Consider the following 20,365-nt stretch of genomic DNA (forward strand, 5'->3'; position numbering starts at 1 on the left):
CAGGCGGCCTAGAGGGTGGTGGCCAGTCAGGTCAGAGCTGGTTGCGGTCGACGGTGAAGTACATGACGGACGCACCGGCCAGCTCGGGGTGCTGGCGGAGGATGCCGTCGTAGACCCACTGGAAGAAGTCACCGCGGGTCCAGTTGGCGGGCGGGGTGGTGGTGCCGCTGATGCAGTAGTCGGCGCTGACGCCGGGCCGGAGGGCCTTGGCGACGGTCATGGCGTAGAAGTGGCTGCCCTGCTGCTGGTCGGCCGTGCTGACGGCCTGTTCCTGGGTGACGGTCACGGGGATCGGTGTCCTTCCTGGTGGTCAGGCGGCGAGGTCGTGGTCGGTGGTGGTGGGCGGGCCGGGCTTGGCGACGGCCTGGAACACCTCGTATTCGGTGTCGTCCCAGTCGGCAGGGTTGCCGTGCTCGTCGCGGAACTCCTGGCCGGTCACCGCGCGGACCCGTTCTTGCGGGCGGCCGCGATGCCGCGAGCGAGGGTCTCGGCGCCCTGCTTGGCGCTGAACAGCACGGACAGGGCGACGGTGCTGGTGATGAGGACCGGCGTGTTGTGCTGGGCGACGGTCCAGGTGAGCCGGGCGGTGAGGATGATGGCGATGGCCCAGATGATGATCTGGGGGGTCTTCTGCTTCACGGTGGTCCTTTCGCTGGTCGGGTTGGGTGGTGGTTCTGGTCTGGCTCGGGGCCGCCCCACCTCGGGGGCGGTGGGTGGGGCGGCCTCGAGCCGGGCCAGGGGCCCGGGGTTGTGGTGGTCAGAAGGCGTTCGGGAGGTCCTTGCAGGAGTCGCAGGTGCCGCCGTTCCAGTCGTCGAACCAGGTGCCGCAGCGGTTGCACTGGCCGGCGTAGGCGATCAGGGCCCGTAACCGGGCCAGTAGACGGTTCACGGCTGGGAGCCCTTCGGGTGGTCGAGGGTGTGGTTGGCGGTGGCGGCGCTGTTCCTCAGGTCGGGGTCGGTGAGGTTGTGGGCGGTGAGCCAGCCCTGGTGGGCTGCCTGCTTCTGGATGTCGAGGGGCAGGTGGCGGAGGGCGGGGTTGGTGTCGGCGTTGGTAAGGCGTGCGATCAGGTGGCCGATGGCGGCGAGGACGTCGGTTCCGTCACCGGAGCCGGCCAGGGCGGCGATCAGGACCTGGGTGGTGTTGCGGTCGAGGCGGTCGTGGGCGATGAGGCGGATGCCATCCCGGATCAGGTCGACGCCCGGGTGGATGCCGGCGAGGTCGGTGCCGTCCACGGACGGGACGGCGTTGCCGCTGGTGCTGGGGAACGGGCCGGACATCAGACGTCGTCCTCGTCGGCCAGCGAGTCGTGGACGTTGTCGCCGAACGTGGCGTCCAGCGCGCGTATCACGTCCATCGGATCCGTGTCCGGGTTCGGGTCGTTCATGACGTCCGCGCTGATCTGTCGGACGTCGAAGGTGGCGAACGCGTCGTTGACCTGGTCCCAGATGTCGGTGTCGTTCTGAGCGACCGCGGCCGCCGACCACTCGCCGCCGGGGATGGTCTCCTTCTCCCAACCGGCGATTCGGGCATCGGCTACGGCGGCCATCCTGTCCATGAACTGCTGGTCGGTGTCGTCCGGCTGGGATGCGGCGTGCGCGGTCTTGGAGTCGATGGCGTCGGCCAGCGCCTCGATCTGCTTCGCGGTGAGGTCGATGCTGTGGCAGCGGCTGACGTTCTCACCGGTCGCGTGCGTCGGCCCGAGGTTCAGGCGGACGGTACGGGAGTCGGTGTCGTTGAACGTCGACGCCAGGAGCAGCGCCTCGTGCAGGTGGGCGATGGCCCGGTTCCGGGCCTCCTTCTGCGCGTCGCACAGCGGGCAGTCGGGCATGAAGTACGGGCTCGGGCCGTGGGAGTGGCCGACGAACGGATTCTGCATGGTCACCAGTCCTCCCCCGGGATCCGGCCCTCACGGAGCGCTTCGGCTTCCTCGAGGTACTCCTCCGCGTGGCGCAGGGCGATCGGGACGGTGGCAGCCGCCTGCTTCCGGAGGTTCTCGGAGAGCGCCGGGTCGGCGGCCGCCTCCCTGGCGGACTGCGCGTTCCGCGCGGACCGGGCGGCGCACTTCTCACGGTCTGCGGCGAGCTCGTTCATTTCGCGACGCGACATGCGGGCCATCAGCGGGCACCGTCCTTCCGGCCCAGGTGCCGGCGAAGCTGCGCGACCTGCTTCTCGCCGCCGCCGTGCCACCACACGTAGGTGTTCATCGCGGTGAAGCCCGCGTTGAGGGCAGCCCACTGGTACGAGGCGGCTGCGGTGTAGTTCAGGCCGGCGATGAAGGCGCTGACGGCGAGGAACCCGCAGGCCATCCACCGCTCCATGCGGCCGGACAGGATGCCGACGACGCCATACGCGGCGAACACGGCACCGACCGCGGTGACGATCCGGGTGGCGATGTCTACCATCACGCCGCCACCGCCTTCAGGACGCGGTCGGATCCGGTCCAGACGGCGCCGGTGTAGTGGCGGCCGGCGGTGTGCAGGTCCTCGACGAGGACGGCGAACTGGGCCGCGTTGCGCTTCAGCACGCGGCGCGCCTCGGACGCGTCGGTGACGACCTCGAGCACCCGGAACGTCCCGGACGCGTTGTCGTACACCGTGCCCTGGGCACGCGGACCGAGGTCCTCGGCCAGCTGCGCGGCCTCGTTCTCGGTCTGCTCGGCGTCGCCGCCAGCGCGACGGCACTGCGCGGAACGGGCGTACAGCTCGTCGACAGTCCACTGGCGGCCGTCACTGTCGATGCCGTCGTAGCGGCCCTCGACCATGTTCCGGGCGGCGGACGCGTACCGGCGGGCCTCCGCGAACAAGCTGCGGGACGTACGGCCGGCGAAGTCGGTAGTGGTCGGGGTGATTGTGCTGGTGGTGGCGTTCTGTGCGTCCACCGTCTGTCCGATACGGTTCCTCATGGCAGTCGCTCCTGTTGAGGCGGGTAGCGATCTGTCGGGTCCTTCGGGGCCCCTGAGCGGCCCGGGTGTGTCACCACCTGGGCCGTTTGGCGTTTCCAAGGGCCTTCGTCGTTGCCGACAACCTCAATGTAGACTACCCGCGCCATGGAGCGCTACTAGTAGCGCAGGAAGTTTTCTTCGACTAATCTCAGAGGTGCACCGCTGCACGCATGGAGTGCAGCGCATGACAGTGAGAGGAGGTCGACCATGGCCAAGAACACCGGGTACTCGGAGATTGCTGAGCACTTCCGTCGGCAGATCCGGGACGGGACGCTCAGGCCCGGCGACACCATGCCGAGCTACACGAAGGTCAGCGAACAGTTCAATGTCGCGCACACGACCGCGCATCGCGCCTTCAGGCAGCTCAAGATGGAGGGCCTGACGCTTTCAAAGCCTGGTGTAGGGACAGTCGTGGCGGCGCCTGCAAGCACCGCCATCAGCACCCGAGTCGCCTTGCACGCGGCTACCGGTAGCGCCATGGAGAGCGGCGAGCAGTCGCGGATTCTCGAAGTGGGCACTGTGGGTGCGGACGCTTTGGTCGCGCCACGGTTGGAGGTGGAGCCGGGCACACCCGTACAGGTTCGGCGCCGGCTCGTCAGCCGAGACGGCGCGCCAGTTCACCTCAGCAGCAGCTACTACCCCGCCTACGTGATCGCGGTGACTCCGGAACTCAGGGAGCCAGTGTCCACGGGGGCTTCCAGGGAGTTGGCTGCTTCGCGGCTTGGGTCCGCCCAGGCCGAGGTCCTCGAGGAGGTGACAAGCCGTCACGCGACGGCTGCGGAGAAGGATGCGTTGGGGCTGACCGCTGGTGAGGTCGTCGTAACGCAGGTGGTTCGCACGGTGGTTCTGGAAGACAGCCGGGTCGTGGAGGTGGCCGTCAAGGTCGCTGAAGGCTCCACGATCCTGCGTTGGACCACTTCGTTGCGTCCGCAGGAGTAGAACCTAATACGGCCGACCGCACCAGCGGCACGGCCGGCCGCCCTACATGCCGCTGCCCTGCGAAGACGTCGGCAGTAGGGAATCCCGCTAGGAGATTCGTCATGAGCGTATCGCCTTCGCTTCGCATGGTGCGAAGTGACGCGAGTTTGCGTGGACGCCGATGAGTCCGCGCAACCCCGAAAACGTCGGAGAGACCCGCCTTCCCCCTGCCGTGACCTTCGGCACGGGGGCAGAACTGCTGGTCAGACTGAACATCGTTCAAAAGATCACCCGCGAGGGCGTGCGCCACATTGCCACGTCCGAGCGGTATGAGAAGCACTGGCCGTTCGGGCCGGACAAGGACAACCCGTACGGGGAGGCCGCCGGCGCGCTGCTCATGGCCACCGGTCCGTTCCTCAAGTTCTTCCGGGACATCTACAACAACGTGGACGACGACGGGAACCTCATCCGCCCAGTCGCCAAGAAGCCGTGACCGTCTCGGCCCTGGGATCGCAGCCCCAGTGCCCGGATACGCGAACGGCCGGGTCATCGGAGCCGCAGCAGCTCCTCGCCGGCCGTTCATGCAAGTCACAGCGGGTTGCACCCCGCTGGTCCCAGAGATTCACCCCAGAGCAGAAGTGAGGGTCTCCTAATGCAGGAGGTTACCGGGTGCCACGCGCCATGTGGCAAGTCCCCCCACGTTGATCACTCCCACGGGGGTGCGCGGTGAACATCGAACGTGGCCCTCGGAAGGACCGCGGGTTCGTCATCCTCGACAACGCCCTGGTCCAGGACAACCGGCTCTCCTTCGGAGCCCGCGGTCTGGCGGAGTACCTGCTCAGCCTGCCGCCCGGGGCCAGGGTGGATATCCGATCGTTGGCTGCGGACAACCCTGAAGGCCGCGATGCGATCGCTGGCTACATGAACGAGTTGGAGACCGAGCGCTACCTGGTGCGGACGCGTACGCAGGGCGAGCGCGGGCGGTTCGTCACGACCACCACGATCTACGAGGAGCCGCAGGATCCATCCGCCCTGCCGGCCAGCCTGCCGAAGCCGTGGAGCAAGGCTAAGAAGGCCGATCGCGGTCATCTGGCTGCCGTGCCGGAAACTTCGGCTGCTCATGAGTTTTCGCAGGTGGGACCGAATCCCGCTCGACCGGACTTCGGTGGACCGGATGTCGGTCGACCGGGTCCCGGTGGACCGGATGTCGGAGGGACGGGAGTTAACCCCTACGGGGTTAAAGAACCCGGGGGAAGAACCTCCTCCTCCCCCGTGCGCGAGGACGATTCCGCCGAAGCGGTGGCAGAACCGGGAGGAGGGGGAGGGGTGGATGCTCCGCAGCAGGAAGAACAAGCTGCAGCAGCGGCCGCGTTTGTGGACCGGCTGCCGTACGGGGGTCGTCTTCCCGGTCCCCGGCAGCGCGACTACCTGATCACCGCGGTGGCCGCCGCCTTCGCAGCCGGCTGGCCGGAGTGGCAGCTGCGAGTGCAACTTACGGAGGAGACGGCGTCGGCGAAGTCGCTGGCGGCCGTTTACCGGCATCGTCTGGACCCGGGCAACCTGCCAGCTGCTCCCCCGCTCCCGAAGCCGCGTAACGGCGATGAGATCGATTCCGTGGCCGGTGTCGGTCAGTACGTGAAGTGCCTGGGTTCGGCGTGCGGGCATCGGAAGATGCTGCCAACACCGGACGGACTATGCCGGGACTGCCGAGAGGATGTGACCGCGTGAGCTCGGAGGGAACATCCGCAGCAAATCAGACCAGCATGAAGTGCCCCACTCGGACGCCCGAGGAGACGATCGTGTCAGCTCCGTACTACACCGCCGACGGCGTCACCCTGCACCTGGGGGACTGCCTGGACGTACTGCCCACCCTCGCCGACGCCTCCGTCGACGCGATCGTCACCGACCCGCCCTACGAGCTCGGCTTCATGGGCAGGTCGTGGGACGCCTCCGGCATCGCCTACAACGTGGACGTGTGGCGGCAGTGCTGGCGGGTGCTGAAGCCCGGCGGCCACCTGTTGGCGTTCGGTGGAACCCGCACCTACCACCGAATGACGTGCGCGGTCGAGGACGCCGGCTTCGAGATCCGCGACAGCCTTCACTGGATCTACGGCAGTGGCTTCCCCAAGGGCCAGGACATCGCGAAGTCCATCGACCGGCACCGTGACGACCGCGCCCAGATACTGCAGGTGACCGCCTGGCTTACCGCAGCACGCACCGCAGCCGGATGGACCGTGAAACAGATCGACGACCTGTTCGGCTTCAACGGCATGGCTAGCCACTGGACCGCGACTGCCAGCAAAGCAGCATCGGTCCCGACTCCCGAGCAGTGGGACCAGCTGCGCGACTCCATGGGTTTCGACGACACCGAGATCCGGCCGCTCGTCGCCGAACTGAACGCGCGCCGCGGCACCCTCGGCGAGACGTGGGGTCAGCGTGAGGTGATCGGGCAGGGCTTCCGCGTCCGCCGTGAATCCGACGTGCAGTTCACCGCGCTCAGTGACGGCGCCTACGACCTGACCGCACCCGCCACCGAGGCCGCCCGCCAGTGGCAAGGCTGGAACACCACGCTCAAGCCCGCGCACGAACCGATCGTCCTCGCCCGCAAGTCCACCGGCTTCAACACGACCGTCGCCAACGTCCTCGAACACGGTACCGGCGGGATCAACGTCGACGCCTGCCGAACGGGGGCTGGGCAGGACTACCGAGACAAGTGCGCCTCCGTTGTCGGCATCACCAGTCCCCGCAACGGCGACACGCTCGGCGACTGGACCGGCACTCGCGAAGACTCCGCACATCCCGCCGGCCGCTGGCCCACCAACATCCTCCTCGGCCACGGCCCGGACTGCGCTGACACCTGCAGCCCCGGCTGCCCAGTACCAGAGTTCGGCGCCGAGGCCCGTTTCTTCCCCGTCTTCCGTTACGAGGCCAAGGCCCCCGCCTCCGAACGACCCCGGCTCGCCGACGGCACCGCGCACACCACCGTCAAGCCGCTCGCCCTCATGTCTTGGATCGTTCGGCTCGTCACCCCGCCCGGCGGAACCGTCCTCGACCCGTTCGCCGGATCCGGGACGACCCTGGAAGCGTGCCTGGTTGAGGGCTTCACCGGCGTTGGAATCGAGCAGGACGAAAAGCACGCGGAACTGTGCCGTGTTCGGTTGGCGAAGCCGATAGAAGCCACGCTGTTCGGCACGGTGGCGTAGCCCGGCGCTGTACCTGGACGACGAACAGACCGGCAAGCATTGCGCGACAATGCTTTAGCGGATACGTTGTTCTGCATCGGGGGCACCGCCCGAACTACCAGGAACGTTCGGTGCCCCCGCGCACCCAGATTGTGGCCGGGTCACGCCATCATCACCGACCCGAAAGAACCCCAACACCCCATGACCGGCCACGATCTGACCCGTTTCTACGCCTTGCTGCCCCTGCTTGCCGTCCTGGCGGCTCTCCAGCCCACCGCGTTCACTTCCGTTGCCAACGCCCTGGGGATGCTCGCAGCGATCCAGCAGTTCACTAGGACTCCCCCTCATAGCTGAGGAGCACCACATGATCCGTACCACGTACCGGGGCCGTGCCATCAAGGTCCTGGCCGCCCGCGGTAAGCCGTACCACCGGAAGATGGTCATCAACGGTCGCACCGTCAACCATGCTTGGCAGGGTGACGACACCCAGGGCCTGAACTGGTTCAAGCAGGTCATCGACAAGCTGGACGCTGCCGGGCCGGGGAACAGCACCAGCCAGCCCCCGTACGAGCGGCACTGGTGGGAGCCCGGCACGTTCGACGTCAACCCCAACGGGCACGTCACCCGCCCCGGTGGGGTCTGCGTGTGTACGCGGTGCGTCATAGAACAGGGCCCTGACGTGCGAGAACACCGCTACCCCTCCGACATGAGCGATGCCGAGTGGGCACTCATCGCGCCGTTGCTGCCGCCGCCGGCCGCCACCCTGCCCACCGGCGGTCACCCCGAGGTCTACGAACGGCGCGACGTCGTCGACGCCGTACGCTACGTCAACCGCACGGGCTGCCAGTGGAGAGCGGTCCCGGCCGACTTCCCGCCCTGGGCCACGGTGTACCGGTGGTTCCGCAAGTGGCACGCCGCCGGCGTCACCACCCGGATCTGCGCCGAACTGTACGAACAAGTGCGGCTACGGGAGGGCAAGAACCCGCGGTCGGTGACCGTGGTCGTCGACTCCCAGACCGTCAAGGCCGACGCCACCGTCCCCAGGACGACGTCCGGGTATGACGCGGGGAAAAAGGCGACAGGCAGGAAGCGGCACCTCGCCGTGGACACGAGGGGCCTGCCGGTGATGATGATGGTCACCCCCGCCAACCTCCACGACGCGCACGCCGCCCGCGACTTCCTCTTCCGGCTCCGCCTGACCCACCCCGAAGTCACCCTCGTGTGGGCCGACTCCGCCTACGGCGGGGAGCTGGTCCCCTGGGCCAAGGACCGCCTCCGCCTCACCCTCAAGACCGTCAACCGGCCCAAGACCAAGGGATTCGTCTTGTTGCCCAAGAGATGGGTGGTAGAGCGCAGCATCAGTTGGATCATGAGGGCCCGCCGCAACTGCCGGGACTACGAAGCACTTCCCCAGCACGCCGAAGCCCACCTCGCCTGGACCGTCATGGCCCTGATGACACGCCGACTGACGAAACCGGTGGCCGACTGGCGTGAACCTAAGCCTCCACCGCCCCCACCGGCCCCGCCCCTGCGAGTTCGCCTGCACCCCTGGACTGTTCGCCTCGCCCCCTCACCCCGGTGACCACCAAGTACCGAGGGCGCTTTACTCCAGGCGGCGGGTTCGGCCCACGTGCCGCAGCGCCTCGTTCACCGCTCCCTCGGGCACGTCGACCAGCACACGGCTGACGACCTCCGGCAGCACCTCCCGGTACAGTTCCCGGCCCATCTCCCCCCGCTCACGCCAGACCTCATCCGAACCGTCGACGTCGGGCAGTGTCGTCCGGGCCGCCTCCACCAGAAGGTCCGCGAACGCTGTGCCGGTCATCGTCTGGCCGGCCGCCCCGGCCACCGCCTCACGCACGGGCTCCAGCCCGGCGCCCCGCACCGGGACCCGCGCCAGCAGCGTCTCCCGGTCCGGGAGCTCGAACACAGTGCCGGTGCGGGTGTCGTACGCCACGTGCGATGCGAACGTCCGGACCGCGTCCTGCTGCTCCCGGCTGACGCCCAGGGCCTCCTTGAGTCGCTGGGCGCGGGCCTTCGGATCCCCGAGTTCCTTGCAGGTCTCGGCATCTGCGAGGAGGGCACCCACCATCTCGCCCCGTTCCAGCAGGCCCGCCAGACCCGCGGCCGCGCACTCGACCTCGGTGTAACTGGCCGGGAAGGTCGTGTCATCGAGCGTTTGGCCCACGGCCGCACTGCACCAGCCCTGAACCGCCAACGGCCGGGCGTCACCGTAGAGCAGCACGCTCTTGTCCGCGAAGGTGATGTCGGCGATCCGGAAGTGGGAGCGCTGCGACAGCCACTGATGCAGTGCCTGGCGGTCGCCGGTGAACGTGTGCGTAGTGGGGCTGATGGTGGTCTCAGGCATGCCCCGATTGTTCCCTATCTGCCTCCGCCCGTAGGCCCGAACTCGGCACCTGAACCAGGTCCCCAGGGTCAGCGACCGCCCAGCACGCCACCAGCATCAGGGACTCGGCAGGACGTACTGGCCAGCCGTACTTGAAGAAGGACGGCGGCCCGCAGAAGCGCCACCCGAGTCGCAGAACGTCACCGATCAGGCAGAAGCACAACGGCTTCTGACGGATCTGAAGAAGCAGCGGTTGAAGCCGGCCGACGGGCAGAAGCCGGTCGCCATGCTGCGTGTGTACCGGCGTGGGCACGGCTGGGGCGAGTTCCCTCTGTACGATCCGGCGGCCGCGGCGGAGATGCGGCCGCTGTCGACGAAGCAGCAGGCGGCTATGGAGGCGCGGCGCATCTGTCCGAAGTGCGGGGAGGTGCGCAATCACGTCGTGTACGGGCAGTGTGGGCCGTGCCAGGTGAAGGAGCGCGAGGAGCACATGGCGTTGCAGGCCCGGACCTGCTGGAAGTGCCGGCGGGTGTCGGCGGCTCCGCTTCCCTCGGCGGCTGGGATTCGCGGGGTGCAGGATCGGTGTACGCCGTGTTGGGTGTGGTGGCGGCTGCAGAAGCAGTTCGAGGCCGAACGGGCGGCTGTGTGGCGGCGTACGTGCCCCGGGAAGGGCTGCGAGGTGGTGACGGCCACCGACGAGGAGATCGCCGCTGTGCGGGCCGACCGATCTCACCGGGTGGGCTGGGTGCCGCGCTGGTGCCCGCCGTGCGCCGAGCGGGACGAACGGGAGCGCGCCGAGCGGCAGCGGGCGTACGAGGAAGCCCAGGCGCGGGCCGTCGAGGATCGGCGCCGGCAGATCGCCGCACTGGAGGAATGGGCGCGAACCGTCCTCGCCGACCCGGACACCGTCATCCTGGACACGGAGACCACCGGCCTTCACGACGAAGCCCGCATCGTCGACCTCGGCGTATACAGCATCAACGACGACGTCCTGATGGACACGCTCATCAACCCGGGCGAGCCGATCCCCGCCGACGCCACCGGCATCCACGGCATCACCGACGGCCAGGTGGCTGGGGCGCCATCGTTCGGGGACACCCTCGCGCAGTTGGAGTCGGCACTGGCCGGCAAGCGGGTCCTGATCTACAACGAGCCGTACGACGTCGCCCGACTGCGGCACGAGTTGACCCTGCACTACCTTGAAGGCATTGCTCAGGATGCCGCGCGGCAGGTAGCCGAATCGGGTGTCGCGCCCGTGGAGTTGCGCGATCAGTCCGTGGCCGAGGCGATGAAGCAGGCAGATGCGTGGCTGGACCGGGTCCGTTTCGAAGACGCGATGATCCCGTACTCGGACTGGTACGGCGACTGGTCGGAGTACTGGGGCAACTACAGCTGGCAGCCCCTGTACGGCGGAGACCACCGGGCTATCTCGGACTGCCGTGCAGTCGTGGAACGGCTCCGCGAGATGGCGGCCGGGCCGGTCCCACTCGTGGGAAACGGCTGGGGTGGGGCGCGGGACGATGAGTCCGTGCCTCTCGCCCCAAGGAGCAGCCCGTGACCGAGCAGACCACCGACGCCAGCATCGTGGCGTGGACGGACCAGGCGATCGAGCGGCGCGAACTCGCGCTGAACAAGGTGCCGTCCGGCCGCCGCTGGTACGTCGACCCGGCTGACGGTCGGGTCGCGGAGCCGGACGGCACGTGGGCGGACGGCAGCGACCGGCTGCCCAACCGGCACGGCATCTGGACGCTCCTCCTGGACCCCGCCGAGATGCTGCGGCAGTGTGCTCGGGACCGCGGTCTGCTGGCCCTGCACGGTGGGCGTGGGCATTCCTGCCCTGCCTACGACTACGACGGCGACCTGGACGAGCAGGCCCGTTTCTACGACCACGAGGTTTGCCCCGTCGTGCAGAACCTGGCGGAGGCGTACGGCTGGAAGGCGAAGGCCAGCTAGTCGTCGGCCGGGGTCCACGGAGGGTCGTGGGGGACGCAGGTTCCCCCACACGCCCAGCAGTCGAAGTCGTAGACCCGATACTTGTCGGTCCACCAAGAGGCGACAGGTTCTCCCCAGACGACGTTCTCTTCGCCGCACCATCCGCAGGTGAACAGGAAGTTCACGGCTCTCCCTCGTGTGTCCCTGGGTACAGCATGGGGCGCGGGCGGGGCGTGCGGTAGAGGACGGCGGGCGGCTGGGGGAACATGCCGGGCCGGCGGGTGGAGGATGGTGGGGTGTTCCCGGGTGTCCGGGAGACTCCGTGAGAGCGCCTCCATGACCCGTTTCCTGTCCGGGTAGAGGCAAGCTGGTTGATCGCCCCCGGCCTTCGGGTCGGGGGCATCTTCATGTCCGGCCGCGGTGGGCGTGACGCTACAGGCAGACCACACCATCACCATCACGGGCATTGCTCGACAATGCTTCACGCGATACAATGGACGGGTTCAGTTCACCCTCCCCAAGCCAAGGGAACAGCCCGCGCCATCAGCGGGACGCTGGACCACTACACCCCGAACCGCCGGGAGACGGCATGTCCGACAGCCCCGAACGCCGCAAGGCCGAACGCCTCCAGCAGCGCGCCGACCAGTTGAACAAGACCGCCGAGCAGCAGAGTCAACGGGCCTTCGACGCCTACGGGCGGTTCGCCGGCGGACAGCCTCTCCTCACCGGCCACCACTCCTACCGCAGCGCCCGCCGCGCCAAGAACCGCGCCAACGCCGCCTCCGACCGCGCCATCGACACCTTCAAAGCAGCCCAGCAGGCCACCCGCGACGCGAAGTGGGCGACGGCGAAGGCCGACGCCAAGGACGCGATCACCGCCGTCACCAGCACCCGCACCCGCCCGTGGGAGCCGGCCGACTTCCAGGTTGGCGACATTGTCACCGTGCGGGTCTTCGAGACCAGCACCAGCACCTACCGCGTGAAGCGGGTCAACAAGAAGACGCTCACCCTCGACGGCGGTGGAGGCGGCTGGGACGACCCGAAGCGCGAGTACGACCGGGTGCTGTCCCGCACCCGGAACGGGGTCACCATCACCAACCCTGCCGACGGAGACACCGCATGATCCACGAGACCCGGTTCCTCATCAGCCGCAAGCAGTTCGCCATCGACCTCACCACCATCACCGGCAAGCAGCACCCCCGCGGCGACCTCCACGCCTACAGCGGCCGTGCCAACGCCGTCTGGTACCGGCGCAAGGACGGTGTCACCCGGGCCTGCATCGGCACGCTGATGCTGTTCAGTCACTACCTGCCCGAGCCCCTCGACCTCGAGGACCCGCACGCGGTCCTTTCCGCGGACCTGGACGGCCGGTACGGCGGGGACTGCGACGGGCGTTGGGACGGCGAACGCTACTGGGGCGCCCAGGAGCCGGCCGTGATGGAGCAGCACCTCGCGATCCTGCGGCCGATGCTCACCGACTACCCGTCCGCCCCCGCCTCGCACGACGGCTGGTGGACCTTCCAGGGGGCCTGAATGCCGCTGCCGACGATGCCCGGGCTCCTCGCCATGGCCGGCCTGCTGTGCGCCGCCGTGGCGGCCGTGTGCTTCGTCGGCTTCGCCATCACCGGACTCCACGCCCTCACCCGCCACCGGAACACGGAGCGCACATGACCACCGAACCGACCCCCGAGACCGCCCGCTTGCACGACGAGATCCTCGAAGGCAGGGCTGAGATCGCCAAGCTGCGCGACCTGCTTGGCAAGGAGAAGCAACGCGCGGACTCCGCCATCGCCCGCGAGGAAGCGGCCGAGGAGGCTGCCGCTGTCCCGGTTGCCACGCTGCCCGCAGACCGGGCCGCGCTTCGTGACCGCATCCGCCGCGTCCTCTGCGAGCGCGACGGCAAGGACTACCTGTGGGGCACCGACATGCTGGAGCCCGACGAGTACGGGGAGGACGCCGACGCGGTCCTGGCCGTGCTGCCCGTGTCCGGCCGGGCCACCACGCTCCGATGGGCCGCCGACTTCGCGAAGACCGTCGCAGAGAAGCTGCGCGCCCACCACGAGTTCGAGCGCAGCAACGGCGCCCTGGACGTGATGACCGAGCTGCGCCGTCTGACTGGCGAGGCGGAGCAGGACGAGCCCGTCGTCACCGTGCACGCCGCGGACAACCTCAGCCCGGCCGCGCAGGAAGCGCTCGGAGCCCTCGTCGCCGTCGCCAAGCGGCAGTTCGGGGAGGCGCGGCAGGACCCGACACCGGACACCGAGGCGCAAGCTCACGCCTGCACCGAGTACGACACCTGGTTCGACCGCACCGTCTGCGCCGAGCCCTGCGGGGCGATGCACACCCGGTGCAGCAACTGCGGCGCGGCCATCGACGGCTGCACCTGGTTCGACACCGCCGCCACCGCCGTCTCGTCTGGGCAGCCCGACACGAACCTGGAGACCTGACCGATGGCCACGACCTCTGGCGGTTTCACCGGGATCAGCCTCGCGGGCACCTGGCAATGCGGCAACTGCGGTGCGACCGGCGACGGCTGGTACGACCCGGAGGACGGCGAACTCGTCCTCCACGACGAGAACGGGCAGTCGTTCGAACCCGCCGACCACGTGTGCGGGGAGGCCTGACCGTGTCCGATCTCCTGCCTGAGGCCCTCGCCGAGTACCTCATCAACCGCGACGACCAGCGCGCCCGGCGGATCGAGGAGTTCCTCGCCAAGCTCACCCCGCGCGAACGCGGCCTGGTCCACGACGCCGCCGTCATGGGCTTCTTCCAAGGCCTGCAGCGCGACCGCGGCGACAGCATGCCGAAGGACCCGCAGACCGTGGCCCTGGTCATCGACGCCTGCTTCGCGTACGAGGACCTGTACGTGTACGTCAACGCCGACCTCGCACCATACCCAGCGACCAGCACATACACGGTGGAAACCCCACGCCGCGACGAGTGGGGCCGGTGGAGCCCGGTTATGGACGACACCGACTGGGCGCGTGACCGCTGGCAGACGGCGATCGAGCACTCATCCGGCCGTCGGTTCCGGATGGTCCGCGCGGACACCGTGTACACCGTGACCGCCGAACACAACCCCGACGAGGAGGCGTAATGCCGAAGCGAATCCAGCGCAAGCGCACCCGCGGGTGGCGTGCCCCTGAAGGCACCCTCTACGTCGGCCGTGGTACCCGCTACGGCAACCCATGGGCGGTCACCCTCGACCGCACCCGCGGCTGGCGTGTCCATCCCGCCGACGACACCTCGGTGCTGTCGCCCAACATCGTCGGCTGGTGGGAGTCCCGGCACCGCGCCCACGAAGTGGCCGTGGAGAAGTTCCGCGAGTACGCCGAGTCGACCGTCGGCTACGCCGCCCGGGCCCGAGCCGAACTCGCCGGACACGACCTGATGTGCTGGTGCCCCGAGACGCTTCCCTGCCACGTGGACGTTCTGCTGGAGGTGGCGAACCAGTGACCTCCCCGGACGATCCCGCGTGGCGGTGGGAGTTCCGCTGCGAGGACTTCGTGTACGCCCGCCTCGCCGACGCCCAGACCGCCGCCGAACAACTCCCGCCCGGGCCCGCCCGCGACACCGAACTCCACCGCGTCGACTCCCTGTACCTGATCGCCTCCCAGCACAACATCTGGGTCGACGCCCGCGGCCAGTCCGCCGGCCGCTGCATCACCTGCTTGATCGCCGACGGCGGCGTCCCCTGCCTCACCATGACCGGCCTCGCCCGCCTCTTCCACCAGCACCCCGACTACAAGCCCGGCTGGAACCGCATCATCGACGACCCCGGGAACCGCGCTGGCACGTACACCGAGTACAAGAAGCGGTCCACGATCTACGAGCGGCGCGCGGCCGTGCTGATCCCGTTCTACGAACTGTTCGACCTGCAGCGCGACCGGGACGGCGAGTACTGGCAGTGCCGTACCTGCCCGGCCCGCGGCAAGAGCCACCGGCCGCTCCTGCCCGGCGGCTACGACTATCCGTACGCGATCGACGACGCCACCCGCGACCACCCCGCCTGCCCCGAAAGGACGACCACGTGAGGGCACTGACCGTTAAGCAGCCGTGGGCGGCCGCCATCGCCCATGGCCCGAAGCGGATCGAGAACCGCAGCAAGCCCATCCCGCCCGCGCATCTCGGCACCACGATCCTCATCCACGCCGGCGCTGCCGAGGATACGAACGCGCTCCCCGCCGACATGGTTCGCCAGTGGCCCCGTCACTTCCGGGCGGTCGTCGCGGTCGCCACCCTCGTGTCCTGTCACGAGGCGGTCGGGCCGCTGTGCTGCGCGCCGTGGGGGTTCCCCGGCCAGTGGCACTGGGCCCTCGATGACGTTCGGCCTGTACCGCACCCGCCGCGGCCCGTGCGCGGCCAACTCGGCCTGTGGACCGTCGACGACGACGTCCTGGCCGCCGTCCAGCAGCAACTCGACCTTGAGAGGACCACCACGTGAGCCAGAAGACGCGGGCCCGAGACCTCCTCATCGCCCTGATCTCCCCCAAGAACGCCGACCTCGCCCGCACCAGCCCCGAAGACGCCGTCGACGCTGCCATCCACGAAGCCATCCTCAACCGGCCGGCGCTCCGCACCTGCCTCGTCCCCGGCTGCATGCGCCAGTACGACGCCGTGTCCTGCCTGAACGGCGACCAGCCGCCGAGGCCCGAATGGGACGGGCGCGGCTGGGCGACCCTCGGATCCGGCACCATCTTCCCCGCCGGCGGCCACATCTGCCCCGACCACCGCCAGCTCGTCACCGACCACCTGCCCCGCCGACTGAAGCTGCCGAACGACCGCTGGGGCGTGGAATGTGCCTGCGGCTGGACCACCACCCCGCAGACCTGGCACGGCGTCCTGCGCGCCCTGTGGGAGCAGCACCTCCTCACCGAGGACGGAAAGCTGCCCGCGATGCCTCCGCTCACCGACCCCGAGCACCGTACCCCGCTGGCCAAGCACACCGACGCAACGCTGACCGACCTGTACGACCGGCTGTGGGACGCCGAAGCCGACTACCAGGACCTGAAGGACTTCGCCCGTACCTGCTTCAACCTGTACACCACTGCCGTACCCGCGCTCCTCGGCGCGAAGACCTCCCTCGAGGCCCTCCGTACCCGCATCACCCTCGACTCCAGGGACTGGGCCCACGACAAGCTGGACGCCCTGCTGTACGCCGTCCTCGTCGGCTGGGACTGCGAGAACACCGACGAGGGCCACGTCCACGACGACGGCTGCGCCGGCGACCAGGGCCTGTGGGAGATCAGCAGCACGCACGGCATCCGCCCATGGAACAGACGATTCAGGCCGGTCAGCACCGGTGGTGGGTCGCCAACGCCATCACCACCGCCAAGCAGATCGAGGAAGGCGCCAAACGGCGGGAGGCTGACGGCAGCATGAGGGGCGGCGAGTGACCGATCCGGGCGTGTACGCGCGCCTGGACGGCCTGCAGGCGGCCCTGTCCCGGCCGACGCCGGCCCCGCTGGACGGGCAGGAGGCCATCGATCTGGACGACGCCGAGGCCGACCCTGCCGGGGACAGGGATGCTACGCAGGAGGTCCTGTGGTGACCGGGGTGTCGCTGTCGTCGACGAGCCGGTCCGGGGACAGCGCGTACTGATAGATCAACTCGTTCAGGGTGTGCACACCCCAGTGGGCTTTCAGGGCGGCGATCGTCTCCTCGAGTTTCCGCTTGGACACGCCGATCTTCTTCGCGGTGGCCGCCTGGGAGACACCCGAGCACACCAGCCGCATCACCTCCCGCTCCTCGCGGGTGGTCCGTACCCCTTCCGGGCGGGCCGGGGCCTCGTTGCGGGCGTGGCTTCTGCGGGACGGGCGGACTTCCCCGGTCCAGGGCTGGGCGCGGCGCCAGGTGTTGTCGTAGACGGCGGCGAGGACGGCGACGGCGGCCGGGTCGGTGACCATCCACGCGGAGTGGGGTGGGCTGCCGGCCACGATGTGGTCGGACACGAACGCCGCCCGCCGGTCCACGATGATCATTCGTTCGAAGTCGCCGACCAGCGTGCGGTACTGGGCGGGCCGGCCACCGGTCCGCGTCGACATGGTCCGCGCATACTCGGCGGTGATCGGGTGGTCCCGGACCGTGTCCCGGTAGATGGTCCGCATCTCCACCCCGCGGTCCAGGGCGGCGGTGTCGCGTTCCACCGCGATGCCGAGCAGCTCCTGCGAGCGGGGGCCGCCCGGCTGCGCGGCGAGGATCTCCCGGCGTGCACTGCCCACCACGTCCTTGATGCGGGCGTTCACCAGTGCCGGATCGGACAGGTATTCGCTGCCGCCCTGGCCGGCGGCCCGCAGGGTGACGGCCTTGTAGTCGCGGTGGAGGTCGTTGACGAGGTCGGGCATGCCGGACATCCAGTCCAGGCGGCGGCGGATCTCGTCGATCTGGTCCAGCACCTTGCGTTGCACGGCCCGCTGGGGATCGAGGGCGACGGGCCGGTTGGGGTCGGTGGCGTCGATGAACCCCCACGTGAGCAATTCCGTCCAGGACCGCTCATCGCGTGCTCGGAATTCATCGACAAATTCCCATTCCTGGCGGGCAATTGCCGCATACAGGCGGTAGGCGCCATCCGACAAACCCCAGCCATCACTACCGTGCGCACTAGGTATGGCCAACGCTCATTCCCCCGACGAAACCAGAAAGATCAACTGCGGATTCCCGCACCGCGACCACCCGCACGAAACACCAGTTGAAAGCGCACCCACCATACGACACCGTTGACGTGGGGCGTCCCCCGACGCTCGTACACCGCATCCTCCCCACACCCCCACGCGTCTAACTGCCAGGAACACAAAGGGGTTGGGGATCGCAGCAGGATGCGAATTACGAGAATCGGGTCAGACGCCCCGTTATCGTGCCCACACAAACCCACATCCACAAAAGGAAACCCACATGGCAAATACGCGACGCCACACCCGAGCACTCGCCGCCCTCGCCCTCACCGCCGGCCTCCTCACCACCGGCGCCATCGCGGCCGCCGACATCATCGCCACCCCCCAGGGCGACACCGCCTGGGGCGCACCCGCCGGCGAAGACCACGACCCCACCACCGCCACCGACACCACCACGGACACCGGCACAACCGTCACCCCGCTCGACACCGCCTGGGGATAGCCTCCCCCGCAGCCCGGCAGCCGTGCCCCCAGCACGCTGCCGGGCCCACACCAGGCCGAGGGAACAACCCGCCCGATCGGCGAGACCGTAGAGGCATGCCCAAGACTCTCGCCATCGACTTCGACGGTGTCATCCACGCCTACTCCAAGGGCTGGCAGGACGGCACCATCTACGACCCGCCACTCCCCGGCTCTCTCGAAGCCATCCGCAGCCTCATGGAGACGTACGCCGTCTTCATCCACACCACCCGCGACGCCGGCGCCGTAGCCGGATGGCTCGCCGACCACGGCTTCGACACCGTCCTGGACGTCGACGGGCCCACCCACCCCAAGCGCCAGTTCTGGAACGACCTCGGCGCTCTCCTCGTCACCGACCGGAAGCTGCCCGCCGTCGCCTACATTGACGACCGCGGCATCCGCTTCACCAACTGGGACCAGGCCCTCACCGACCTGCAGGACGCCACCCAGTGACCGAGCACCAGGAACCCGAGGACGGCCAGTACGCGATGGTGATGCCAATCGTGCTGGCCAAGAGCAACGGTGGCGCCTTCGACGATGCGGCCGTAGTCGCCGGCATGACCTGCGGCGCGCTGGAGCGGGAGCTCGCCATGACCGCGCTGCTGCGAGCGATACCGAACCAGCGGTACATCGACATGGCCCTGCTCCAGCAGGTCGATCTGATCGCGATGAAGCACGGGTACGTGACCAAGCCGGGCGACATCGACGAGGCGTCCGGCTGGCAGGTCGTGGCCTTCGACTGGGCGTAGCAGGACCAGATGTCAGTGGGCCGTGGCACGCTGTCTCCAGTACACCGCCCGCCTCGTAATCCCCCGTCGAGGCAAGCGGTTGCGTTCCCGAACCCCTTGCGGCTTCCAGATCTGGAAGCTACGTTGGTGTCATGAGGTCAGGGGAACAGCCCCAGACCCCACCGGAAGGAACCGGTCCATGCTCAACAGCATCTCCAGCAGCAGCGACCTCGCCACCGTCCTCAACGCCCAGCCCCTCACCGACCAGGACGCCCGCGAGACCCCGCGCGACTGGCTGGACGGGATCTGGGTCGCCGGTGAGGTCTACCCGCTGGACGCCGCTGCCACCACCGACACCCTCGCCGTCCTCGCCAACGGCACCGGCGCCGTCTCCTGGTCCCCCAAGGGCGCGTACTGCTCCGGAAGCCACCGCACCGCCGTCGAGTCCCAGGCCGGACACTGGTGCGCCGCCGACACCGACAGCGTCGCCTTCGGCGACGACGTCCGCGGCGTGACTCGCGACTGGCGGCAGGTCACCGTCTGGGACTCCAACGGCTACCTGGAGCACACCGTCTACGGCACCCTGGCCGAGGCCAAGGAGACCTTCGACCGTGAGAACGCGGAGATGAGCCACGACTGGAACGACCAGGAAGCCCTCACGGACGACGACGAGGAAGACGAGATCTACCCGTCCCTCCTGCACTGACCAGCCTGCGCCCCCGGTGCCTGCCGGGGGCTTCTTTCTGCCCGGAGACGCTATGCCCGAGACCACCTACACCGACCCGCCCGGCATGCCTGCGGACGAACGCATGTCGGCCGCCGAACTCCGCGTCGTCCGCGAGTTCCTCGGGCTCACCCCCGAGTGGCTGGCCAGCCACCTGAGCGTGTCTGCTCGGACCGTCCGCCACTGGGAGGCCGGCAAGTACGCCATCCCCGACGGCGTGCGTCTGGAGGTCGAGGACCTGGAGGCGCGCACCGGCGAGTTCGTGACCGGGGTTGTCGAGAAGCTGATGGACCTCCCCGACCCCGGCGTCATCACCTACCGGGACGATGCCGAGTACCACGCCGCGCACCCGGAGAGCGAGTTCCCGGCGTCCTGGCACCGCGCCGTCGTTGCCCGGATCGCGCAGGACGTCCCAGCCCTGGCCATCGCCTACGCAGGCTAAGGAAGAACGAAAACGGCCCG

The 20,365-nt window shown here is 68.9% G+C and carries 33 protein-coding genes and 1 pseudogene; 23 read left to right on the top strand and 11 right to left on the bottom strand.

All coding sequences use genetic code 11. The features are described from left to right. Positions 1 to 31 precede the first annotated feature (31 nt). The 9 genes from ACGFZS_RS46840 to ACGFZS_RS46880 all read right to left on the bottom strand — a co-directional run bounded on the left by ACGFZS_RS46840 (position 32) and on the right by ACGFZS_RS46880 (position 2,903). The gene (locus ACGFZS_RS46840; RefSeq protein ID WP_393800328.1) at positions 32 to 286 is read right to left on the bottom strand and encodes a hypothetical protein; all 255 of its coding nucleotides are present in this window, start codon (positions 284 to 286) and stop codon (positions 32 to 34) included. Positions 287 to 310: 24 nt separating this feature from the next. Then, entirely contained in the window at positions 311 to 439 is a 129-nt protein-coding gene (locus ACGFZS_RS46845) for a hypothetical protein (protein ID WP_393800329.1), read from the bottom strand. Further along, entirely contained in the window at positions 436 to 639 is a 204-nt protein-coding gene (locus ACGFZS_RS46850; RefSeq protein ID WP_393800330.1) for a hypothetical protein, read from the bottom strand. The genes ACGFZS_RS46845 and ACGFZS_RS46850 overlap by 4 nt, the downstream gene beginning before the upstream one ends. Before the next feature lie 118 nt (positions 640 to 757). Next, complete coding sequence (locus ACGFZS_RS46855; RefSeq protein ID WP_393800331.1) at positions 758 to 889, bottom strand: hypothetical protein; 132 nt, start codon at positions 887 to 889, stop codon at positions 758 to 760. Beyond that, positions 886 to 1,278, bottom strand: coding sequence for a hypothetical protein (locus ACGFZS_RS46860; RefSeq protein ID WP_393800332.1), 393 nt, complete (start codon positions 1,276 to 1,278; stop codon positions 886 to 888). Before ACGFZS_RS46860 ends, ACGFZS_RS46855 begins: the two co-directional genes overlap by 4 nt. Continuing rightward, complete coding sequence (locus tag ACGFZS_RS46865; RefSeq protein WP_393800333.1) at positions 1,278 to 1,883, bottom strand: hypothetical protein; 606 nt, start codon at positions 1,881 to 1,883, stop codon at positions 1,278 to 1,280. The genes ACGFZS_RS46860 and ACGFZS_RS46865 overlap by 1 nt, the downstream gene beginning before the upstream one ends. Beyond that, positions 1,880 to 2,092, bottom strand: a complete 213-nt coding sequence (locus ACGFZS_RS46870; RefSeq protein ID WP_393800334.1) for a hypothetical protein — start codon at positions 2,090 to 2,092, stop codon at positions 1,880 to 1,882. The genes ACGFZS_RS46865 and ACGFZS_RS46870 overlap by 4 nt, the downstream gene beginning before the upstream one ends. Before the next feature lie 23 nt (positions 2,093 to 2,115). Then, positions 2,116 to 2,406 (bottom strand): hypothetical protein, encoded by a 291-nt coding sequence (locus ACGFZS_RS46875; protein ID WP_393800335.1) that lies wholly within the window; start codon positions 2,404 to 2,406, stop codon positions 2,116 to 2,118. After that, positions 2,403 to 2,903 carry a hypothetical protein gene (locus ACGFZS_RS46880; protein ID WP_393800336.1) on the bottom strand — a complete coding sequence of 167 codons (501 nt, stop codon included), beginning with the start codon at positions 2,901 to 2,903 and terminating at the stop codon, positions 2,403 to 2,405. Before ACGFZS_RS46880 ends, ACGFZS_RS46875 begins: the two co-directional genes overlap by 4 nt. Positions 2,904 to 3,149: 246 nt before the next feature. Here ACGFZS_RS46880 and ACGFZS_RS46885 point away from each other — a divergent pair, with 246 nt between their 5' ends. The 5 genes and pseudogenes from ACGFZS_RS46885 to ACGFZS_RS46905 form a co-directional block, all read left to right on the top strand. Next, on the top strand, positions 3,150 to 3,881 hold the full coding sequence (locus ACGFZS_RS46885; RefSeq protein ID WP_393800337.1) for a GntR family transcriptional regulator: 732 nt from the start codon (positions 3,150 to 3,152) through the stop codon (positions 3,879 to 3,881). Between the two features lie 160 nt (positions 3,882 to 4,041). Further along, a complete protein-coding gene (locus ACGFZS_RS46890; protein WP_393800338.1) occupies positions 4,042 to 4,353 on the top strand; it encodes a hypothetical protein in 312 nt (103 codons plus the stop codon). 233 nt (positions 4,354 to 4,586) lie between these two features. Next, complete coding sequence (locus ACGFZS_RS46895; protein WP_393800339.1) at positions 4,587 to 5,588, top strand: hypothetical protein; 1,002 nt, start codon at positions 4,587 to 4,589, stop codon at positions 5,586 to 5,588. A 71-nt stretch (positions 5,589 to 5,659) separates the two neighbouring features. Further along, positions 5,660 to 7,063: a DNA-methyltransferase gene (locus ACGFZS_RS46900; RefSeq protein ID WP_393800340.1), complete on the top strand. Its 1,404-nt coding sequence runs from the start codon at positions 5,660 to 5,662 to the stop codon at positions 7,061 to 7,063. A 658-nt stretch (positions 7,064 to 7,721) separates the two neighbouring features. After that, positions 7,722 to 8,647: pseudogene (locus ACGFZS_RS46905) on the top strand (IS5 family transposase); the annotation flags it as partial. Here the strand turns inward: ACGFZS_RS46905 and ACGFZS_RS46910 are convergent. Beyond that, the gene (locus ACGFZS_RS46910; RefSeq protein ID WP_393800341.1) at positions 8,646 to 9,410 is read right to left on the bottom strand and encodes a hypothetical protein; all 765 of its coding nucleotides are present in this window, start codon (positions 9,408 to 9,410) and stop codon (positions 8,646 to 8,648) included. The pseudogene ACGFZS_RS46905 and the gene ACGFZS_RS46910 sit on opposite strands and share 2 nt — an antisense overlap. Positions 9,411 to 9,642: 232 nt before the next feature. Between ACGFZS_RS46910 and ACGFZS_RS46915 the strand changes: the two genes are divergently transcribed. The 13 genes from ACGFZS_RS46915 to ACGFZS_RS46975 all read left to right on the top strand — a co-directional run bounded on the left by ACGFZS_RS46915 (position 9,643) and on the right by ACGFZS_RS46975 (position 16,872). Beyond that, positions 9,643 to 10,947: an exonuclease domain-containing protein gene (locus ACGFZS_RS46915; RefSeq protein WP_393800342.1), complete on the top strand. Its 1,305-nt coding sequence runs from the start codon at positions 9,643 to 9,645 to the stop codon at positions 10,945 to 10,947. After that, complete coding sequence (locus tag ACGFZS_RS46920) at positions 10,944 to 11,342, top strand: hypothetical protein (protein WP_393800343.1); 399 nt, start codon at positions 10,944 to 10,946, stop codon at positions 11,340 to 11,342. Before ACGFZS_RS46915 ends, ACGFZS_RS46920 begins: the two co-directional genes overlap by 4 nt. A gap of 568 nt (positions 11,343 to 11,910) precedes the next feature. Then, positions 11,911 to 12,444 carry a DUF3560 domain-containing protein gene (locus ACGFZS_RS46925; RefSeq protein WP_393800344.1) on the top strand — a complete coding sequence of 178 codons (534 nt, stop codon included), beginning with the start codon at positions 11,911 to 11,913 and terminating at the stop codon, positions 12,442 to 12,444. Further along, entirely contained in the window at positions 12,441 to 12,854 is a 414-nt protein-coding gene (locus tag ACGFZS_RS46930) for a hypothetical protein (RefSeq protein ID WP_393800345.1), read from the top strand. Before ACGFZS_RS46925 ends, ACGFZS_RS46930 begins: the two co-directional genes overlap by 4 nt. Further along, positions 12,855 to 12,992 carry a hypothetical protein gene (locus ACGFZS_RS46935; RefSeq protein ID WP_393800346.1) on the top strand — a complete coding sequence of 46 codons (138 nt, stop codon included), beginning with the start codon at positions 12,855 to 12,857 and terminating at the stop codon, positions 12,990 to 12,992. Beyond that, positions 12,989 to 13,768, top strand: a complete 780-nt coding sequence (locus tag ACGFZS_RS46940; protein ID WP_393800347.1) for a hypothetical protein — start codon at positions 12,989 to 12,991, stop codon at positions 13,766 to 13,768. Before ACGFZS_RS46935 ends, ACGFZS_RS46940 begins: the two co-directional genes overlap by 4 nt. Before the next feature lie 3 nt (positions 13,769 to 13,771). Then, positions 13,772 to 13,945: a hypothetical protein gene (locus tag ACGFZS_RS46945; RefSeq protein ID WP_393800348.1), complete on the top strand. Its 174-nt coding sequence runs from the start codon at positions 13,772 to 13,774 to the stop codon at positions 13,943 to 13,945. 2 nt (positions 13,946 to 13,947) lie between these two features. After that, positions 13,948 to 14,418 carry a hypothetical protein gene (locus tag ACGFZS_RS46950; protein ID WP_393800349.1) on the top strand — a complete coding sequence of 157 codons (471 nt, stop codon included), beginning with the start codon at positions 13,948 to 13,950 and terminating at the stop codon, positions 14,416 to 14,418. Further along, positions 14,418 to 14,777: a DUF4326 domain-containing protein gene (locus ACGFZS_RS46955; RefSeq protein ID WP_393800350.1), complete on the top strand. Its 360-nt coding sequence runs from the start codon at positions 14,418 to 14,420 to the stop codon at positions 14,775 to 14,777. The genes ACGFZS_RS46950 and ACGFZS_RS46955 overlap by 1 nt, the downstream gene beginning before the upstream one ends. Beyond that, positions 14,774 to 15,355 (top strand): hypothetical protein, encoded by a 582-nt coding sequence (locus ACGFZS_RS46960; RefSeq protein ID WP_393800351.1) that lies wholly within the window; start codon positions 14,774 to 14,776, stop codon positions 15,353 to 15,355. Before ACGFZS_RS46955 ends, ACGFZS_RS46960 begins: the two co-directional genes overlap by 4 nt. Beyond that, positions 15,352 to 15,765 (top strand): hypothetical protein, encoded by a 414-nt coding sequence (locus tag ACGFZS_RS46965; RefSeq protein ID WP_393800352.1) that lies wholly within the window; start codon positions 15,352 to 15,354, stop codon positions 15,763 to 15,765. The genes ACGFZS_RS46960 and ACGFZS_RS46965 overlap by 4 nt, the downstream gene beginning before the upstream one ends. Further along, positions 15,762 to 16,703: a hypothetical protein gene (locus ACGFZS_RS46970; RefSeq protein WP_393800353.1), complete on the top strand. Its 942-nt coding sequence runs from the start codon at positions 15,762 to 15,764 to the stop codon at positions 16,701 to 16,703. The genes ACGFZS_RS46965 and ACGFZS_RS46970 overlap by 4 nt, the downstream gene beginning before the upstream one ends. A gap of 10 nt (positions 16,704 to 16,713) precedes the next feature. Further along, positions 16,714 to 16,872: a hypothetical protein gene (locus ACGFZS_RS46975; RefSeq protein WP_393800354.1), complete on the top strand. Its 159-nt coding sequence runs from the start codon at positions 16,714 to 16,716 to the stop codon at positions 16,870 to 16,872. On the opposite strand, the gene ACGFZS_RS46980 is transcribed toward ACGFZS_RS46975, so the two are convergent. Continuing rightward, positions 16,850 to 17,797: a hypothetical protein gene (locus ACGFZS_RS46980; protein WP_393800355.1), complete on the bottom strand. Its 948-nt coding sequence runs from the start codon at positions 17,795 to 17,797 to the stop codon at positions 16,850 to 16,852. The two genes, ACGFZS_RS46975 and ACGFZS_RS46980, sit on opposite strands and share 23 nt — an antisense overlap. Positions 17,798 to 18,212: 415 nt before the next feature. On the opposite strand from ACGFZS_RS46980, the gene ACGFZS_RS46985 reads away from it, so the two are divergent. The 5 genes from ACGFZS_RS46985 (at position 18,213) to ACGFZS_RS47005 (ending at position 20,345) form a co-directional block, all read left to right on the top strand. Beyond that, positions 18,213 to 18,434, top strand: a complete 222-nt coding sequence (locus ACGFZS_RS46985; protein ID WP_393800356.1) for a hypothetical protein — start codon at positions 18,213 to 18,215, stop codon at positions 18,432 to 18,434. 95 nt (positions 18,435 to 18,529) lie between these two features. Then, positions 18,530 to 18,904, top strand: coding sequence for a hypothetical protein (locus ACGFZS_RS46990; protein WP_393800357.1), 375 nt, complete (start codon positions 18,530 to 18,532; stop codon positions 18,902 to 18,904). Further along, a complete protein-coding gene (locus ACGFZS_RS46995) occupies positions 18,901 to 19,200 on the top strand; it encodes a hypothetical protein (protein ID WP_393800358.1) in 300 nt (99 codons plus the stop codon). Before ACGFZS_RS46990 ends, ACGFZS_RS46995 begins: the two co-directional genes overlap by 4 nt. A gap of 178 nt (positions 19,201 to 19,378) precedes the next feature. Continuing rightward, entirely contained in the window at positions 19,379 to 19,885 is a 507-nt protein-coding gene (locus ACGFZS_RS47000; protein ID WP_393800359.1) for a hypothetical protein, read from the top strand. 52 nt (positions 19,886 to 19,937) lie between these two features. Then, positions 19,938 to 20,345: a helix-turn-helix domain-containing protein gene (locus tag ACGFZS_RS47005; protein ID WP_393800360.1), complete on the top strand. Its 408-nt coding sequence runs from the start codon at positions 19,938 to 19,940 to the stop codon at positions 20,343 to 20,345. Positions 20,346 to 20,365: the final 20 nt, after the last annotated feature.

This window comes from Streptomyces sp. NPDC048288, assembly GCF_043201555.1.
Lineage (GTDB): Bacteria > Actinomycetota > Actinomycetes > Streptomycetales > Streptomycetaceae > Streptomyces.

Excerpts from the sequence above, each read along its gene's own strand:
- ACGFZS_RS46880 (WP_393800336.1), bottom strand. The coding sequence starts at position 2,903 with ATGAGGAACCGTATCGGACAGACGGTGGACGCACAGAACGCCACCACC.
- ACGFZS_RS46955 (WP_393800350.1), top strand. The coding sequence starts at position 14,418 with ATGCCGAAGCGAATCCAGCGCAAGCGCACCCGCGGGTGGCGTGCCCCT.
- ACGFZS_RS46870 (WP_393800334.1), bottom strand. The coding sequence starts at position 2,092 with ATGAACGAGCTCGCCGCAGACCGTGAGAAGTGCGCCGCCCGGTCCGCG.
- ACGFZS_RS46945 (WP_393800348.1), top strand. The coding sequence starts at position 13,772 with ATGGCCACGACCTCTGGCGGTTTCACCGGGATCAGCCTCGCGGGCACC.
- ACGFZS_RS46930 (WP_393800345.1), top strand. The coding sequence starts at position 12,441 with ATGATCCACGAGACCCGGTTCCTCATCAGCCGCAAGCAGTTCGCCATC.
- ACGFZS_RS46910 (WP_393800341.1), bottom strand. The coding sequence starts at position 9,410 with ATGCCTGAGACCACCATCAGCCCCACTACGCACACGTTCACCGGCGAC.
- ACGFZS_RS47000 (WP_393800359.1), top strand. The coding sequence starts at position 19,379 with ATGCTCAACAGCATCTCCAGCAGCAGCGACCTCGCCACCGTCCTCAAC.
- ACGFZS_RS46860 (WP_393800332.1), bottom strand. The coding sequence starts at position 1,278 with ATGTCCGGCCCGTTCCCCAGCACCAGCGGCAACGCCGTCCCGTCCGTG.
- ACGFZS_RS46990 (WP_393800357.1), top strand. The coding sequence starts at position 18,530 with ATGCCCAAGACTCTCGCCATCGACTTCGACGGTGTCATCCACGCCTAC.
- ACGFZS_RS46985 (WP_393800356.1), top strand. The coding sequence starts at position 18,213 with ATGGCAAATACGCGACGCCACACCCGAGCACTCGCCGCCCTCGCCCTC.
- ACGFZS_RS46935 (WP_393800346.1), top strand. The coding sequence starts at position 12,855 with ATGCCGCTGCCGACGATGCCCGGGCTCCTCGCCATGGCCGGCCTGCTG.
- ACGFZS_RS46925 (WP_393800344.1), top strand. The coding sequence starts at position 11,911 with ATGTCCGACAGCCCCGAACGCCGCAAGGCCGAACGCCTCCAGCAGCGC.
- ACGFZS_RS47005 (WP_393800360.1), top strand. The coding sequence starts at position 19,938 with ATGCCCGAGACCACCTACACCGACCCGCCCGGCATGCCTGCGGACGAA.
- ACGFZS_RS46890 (WP_393800338.1), top strand. The coding sequence starts at position 4,042 with ATGAGTCCGCGCAACCCCGAAAACGTCGGAGAGACCCGCCTTCCCCCT.
- ACGFZS_RS46885 (WP_393800337.1), top strand. The coding sequence starts at position 3,150 with ATGGCCAAGAACACCGGGTACTCGGAGATTGCTGAGCACTTCCGTCGG.
- ACGFZS_RS46940 (WP_393800347.1), top strand. The coding sequence starts at position 12,989 with ATGACCACCGAACCGACCCCCGAGACCGCCCGCTTGCACGACGAGATC.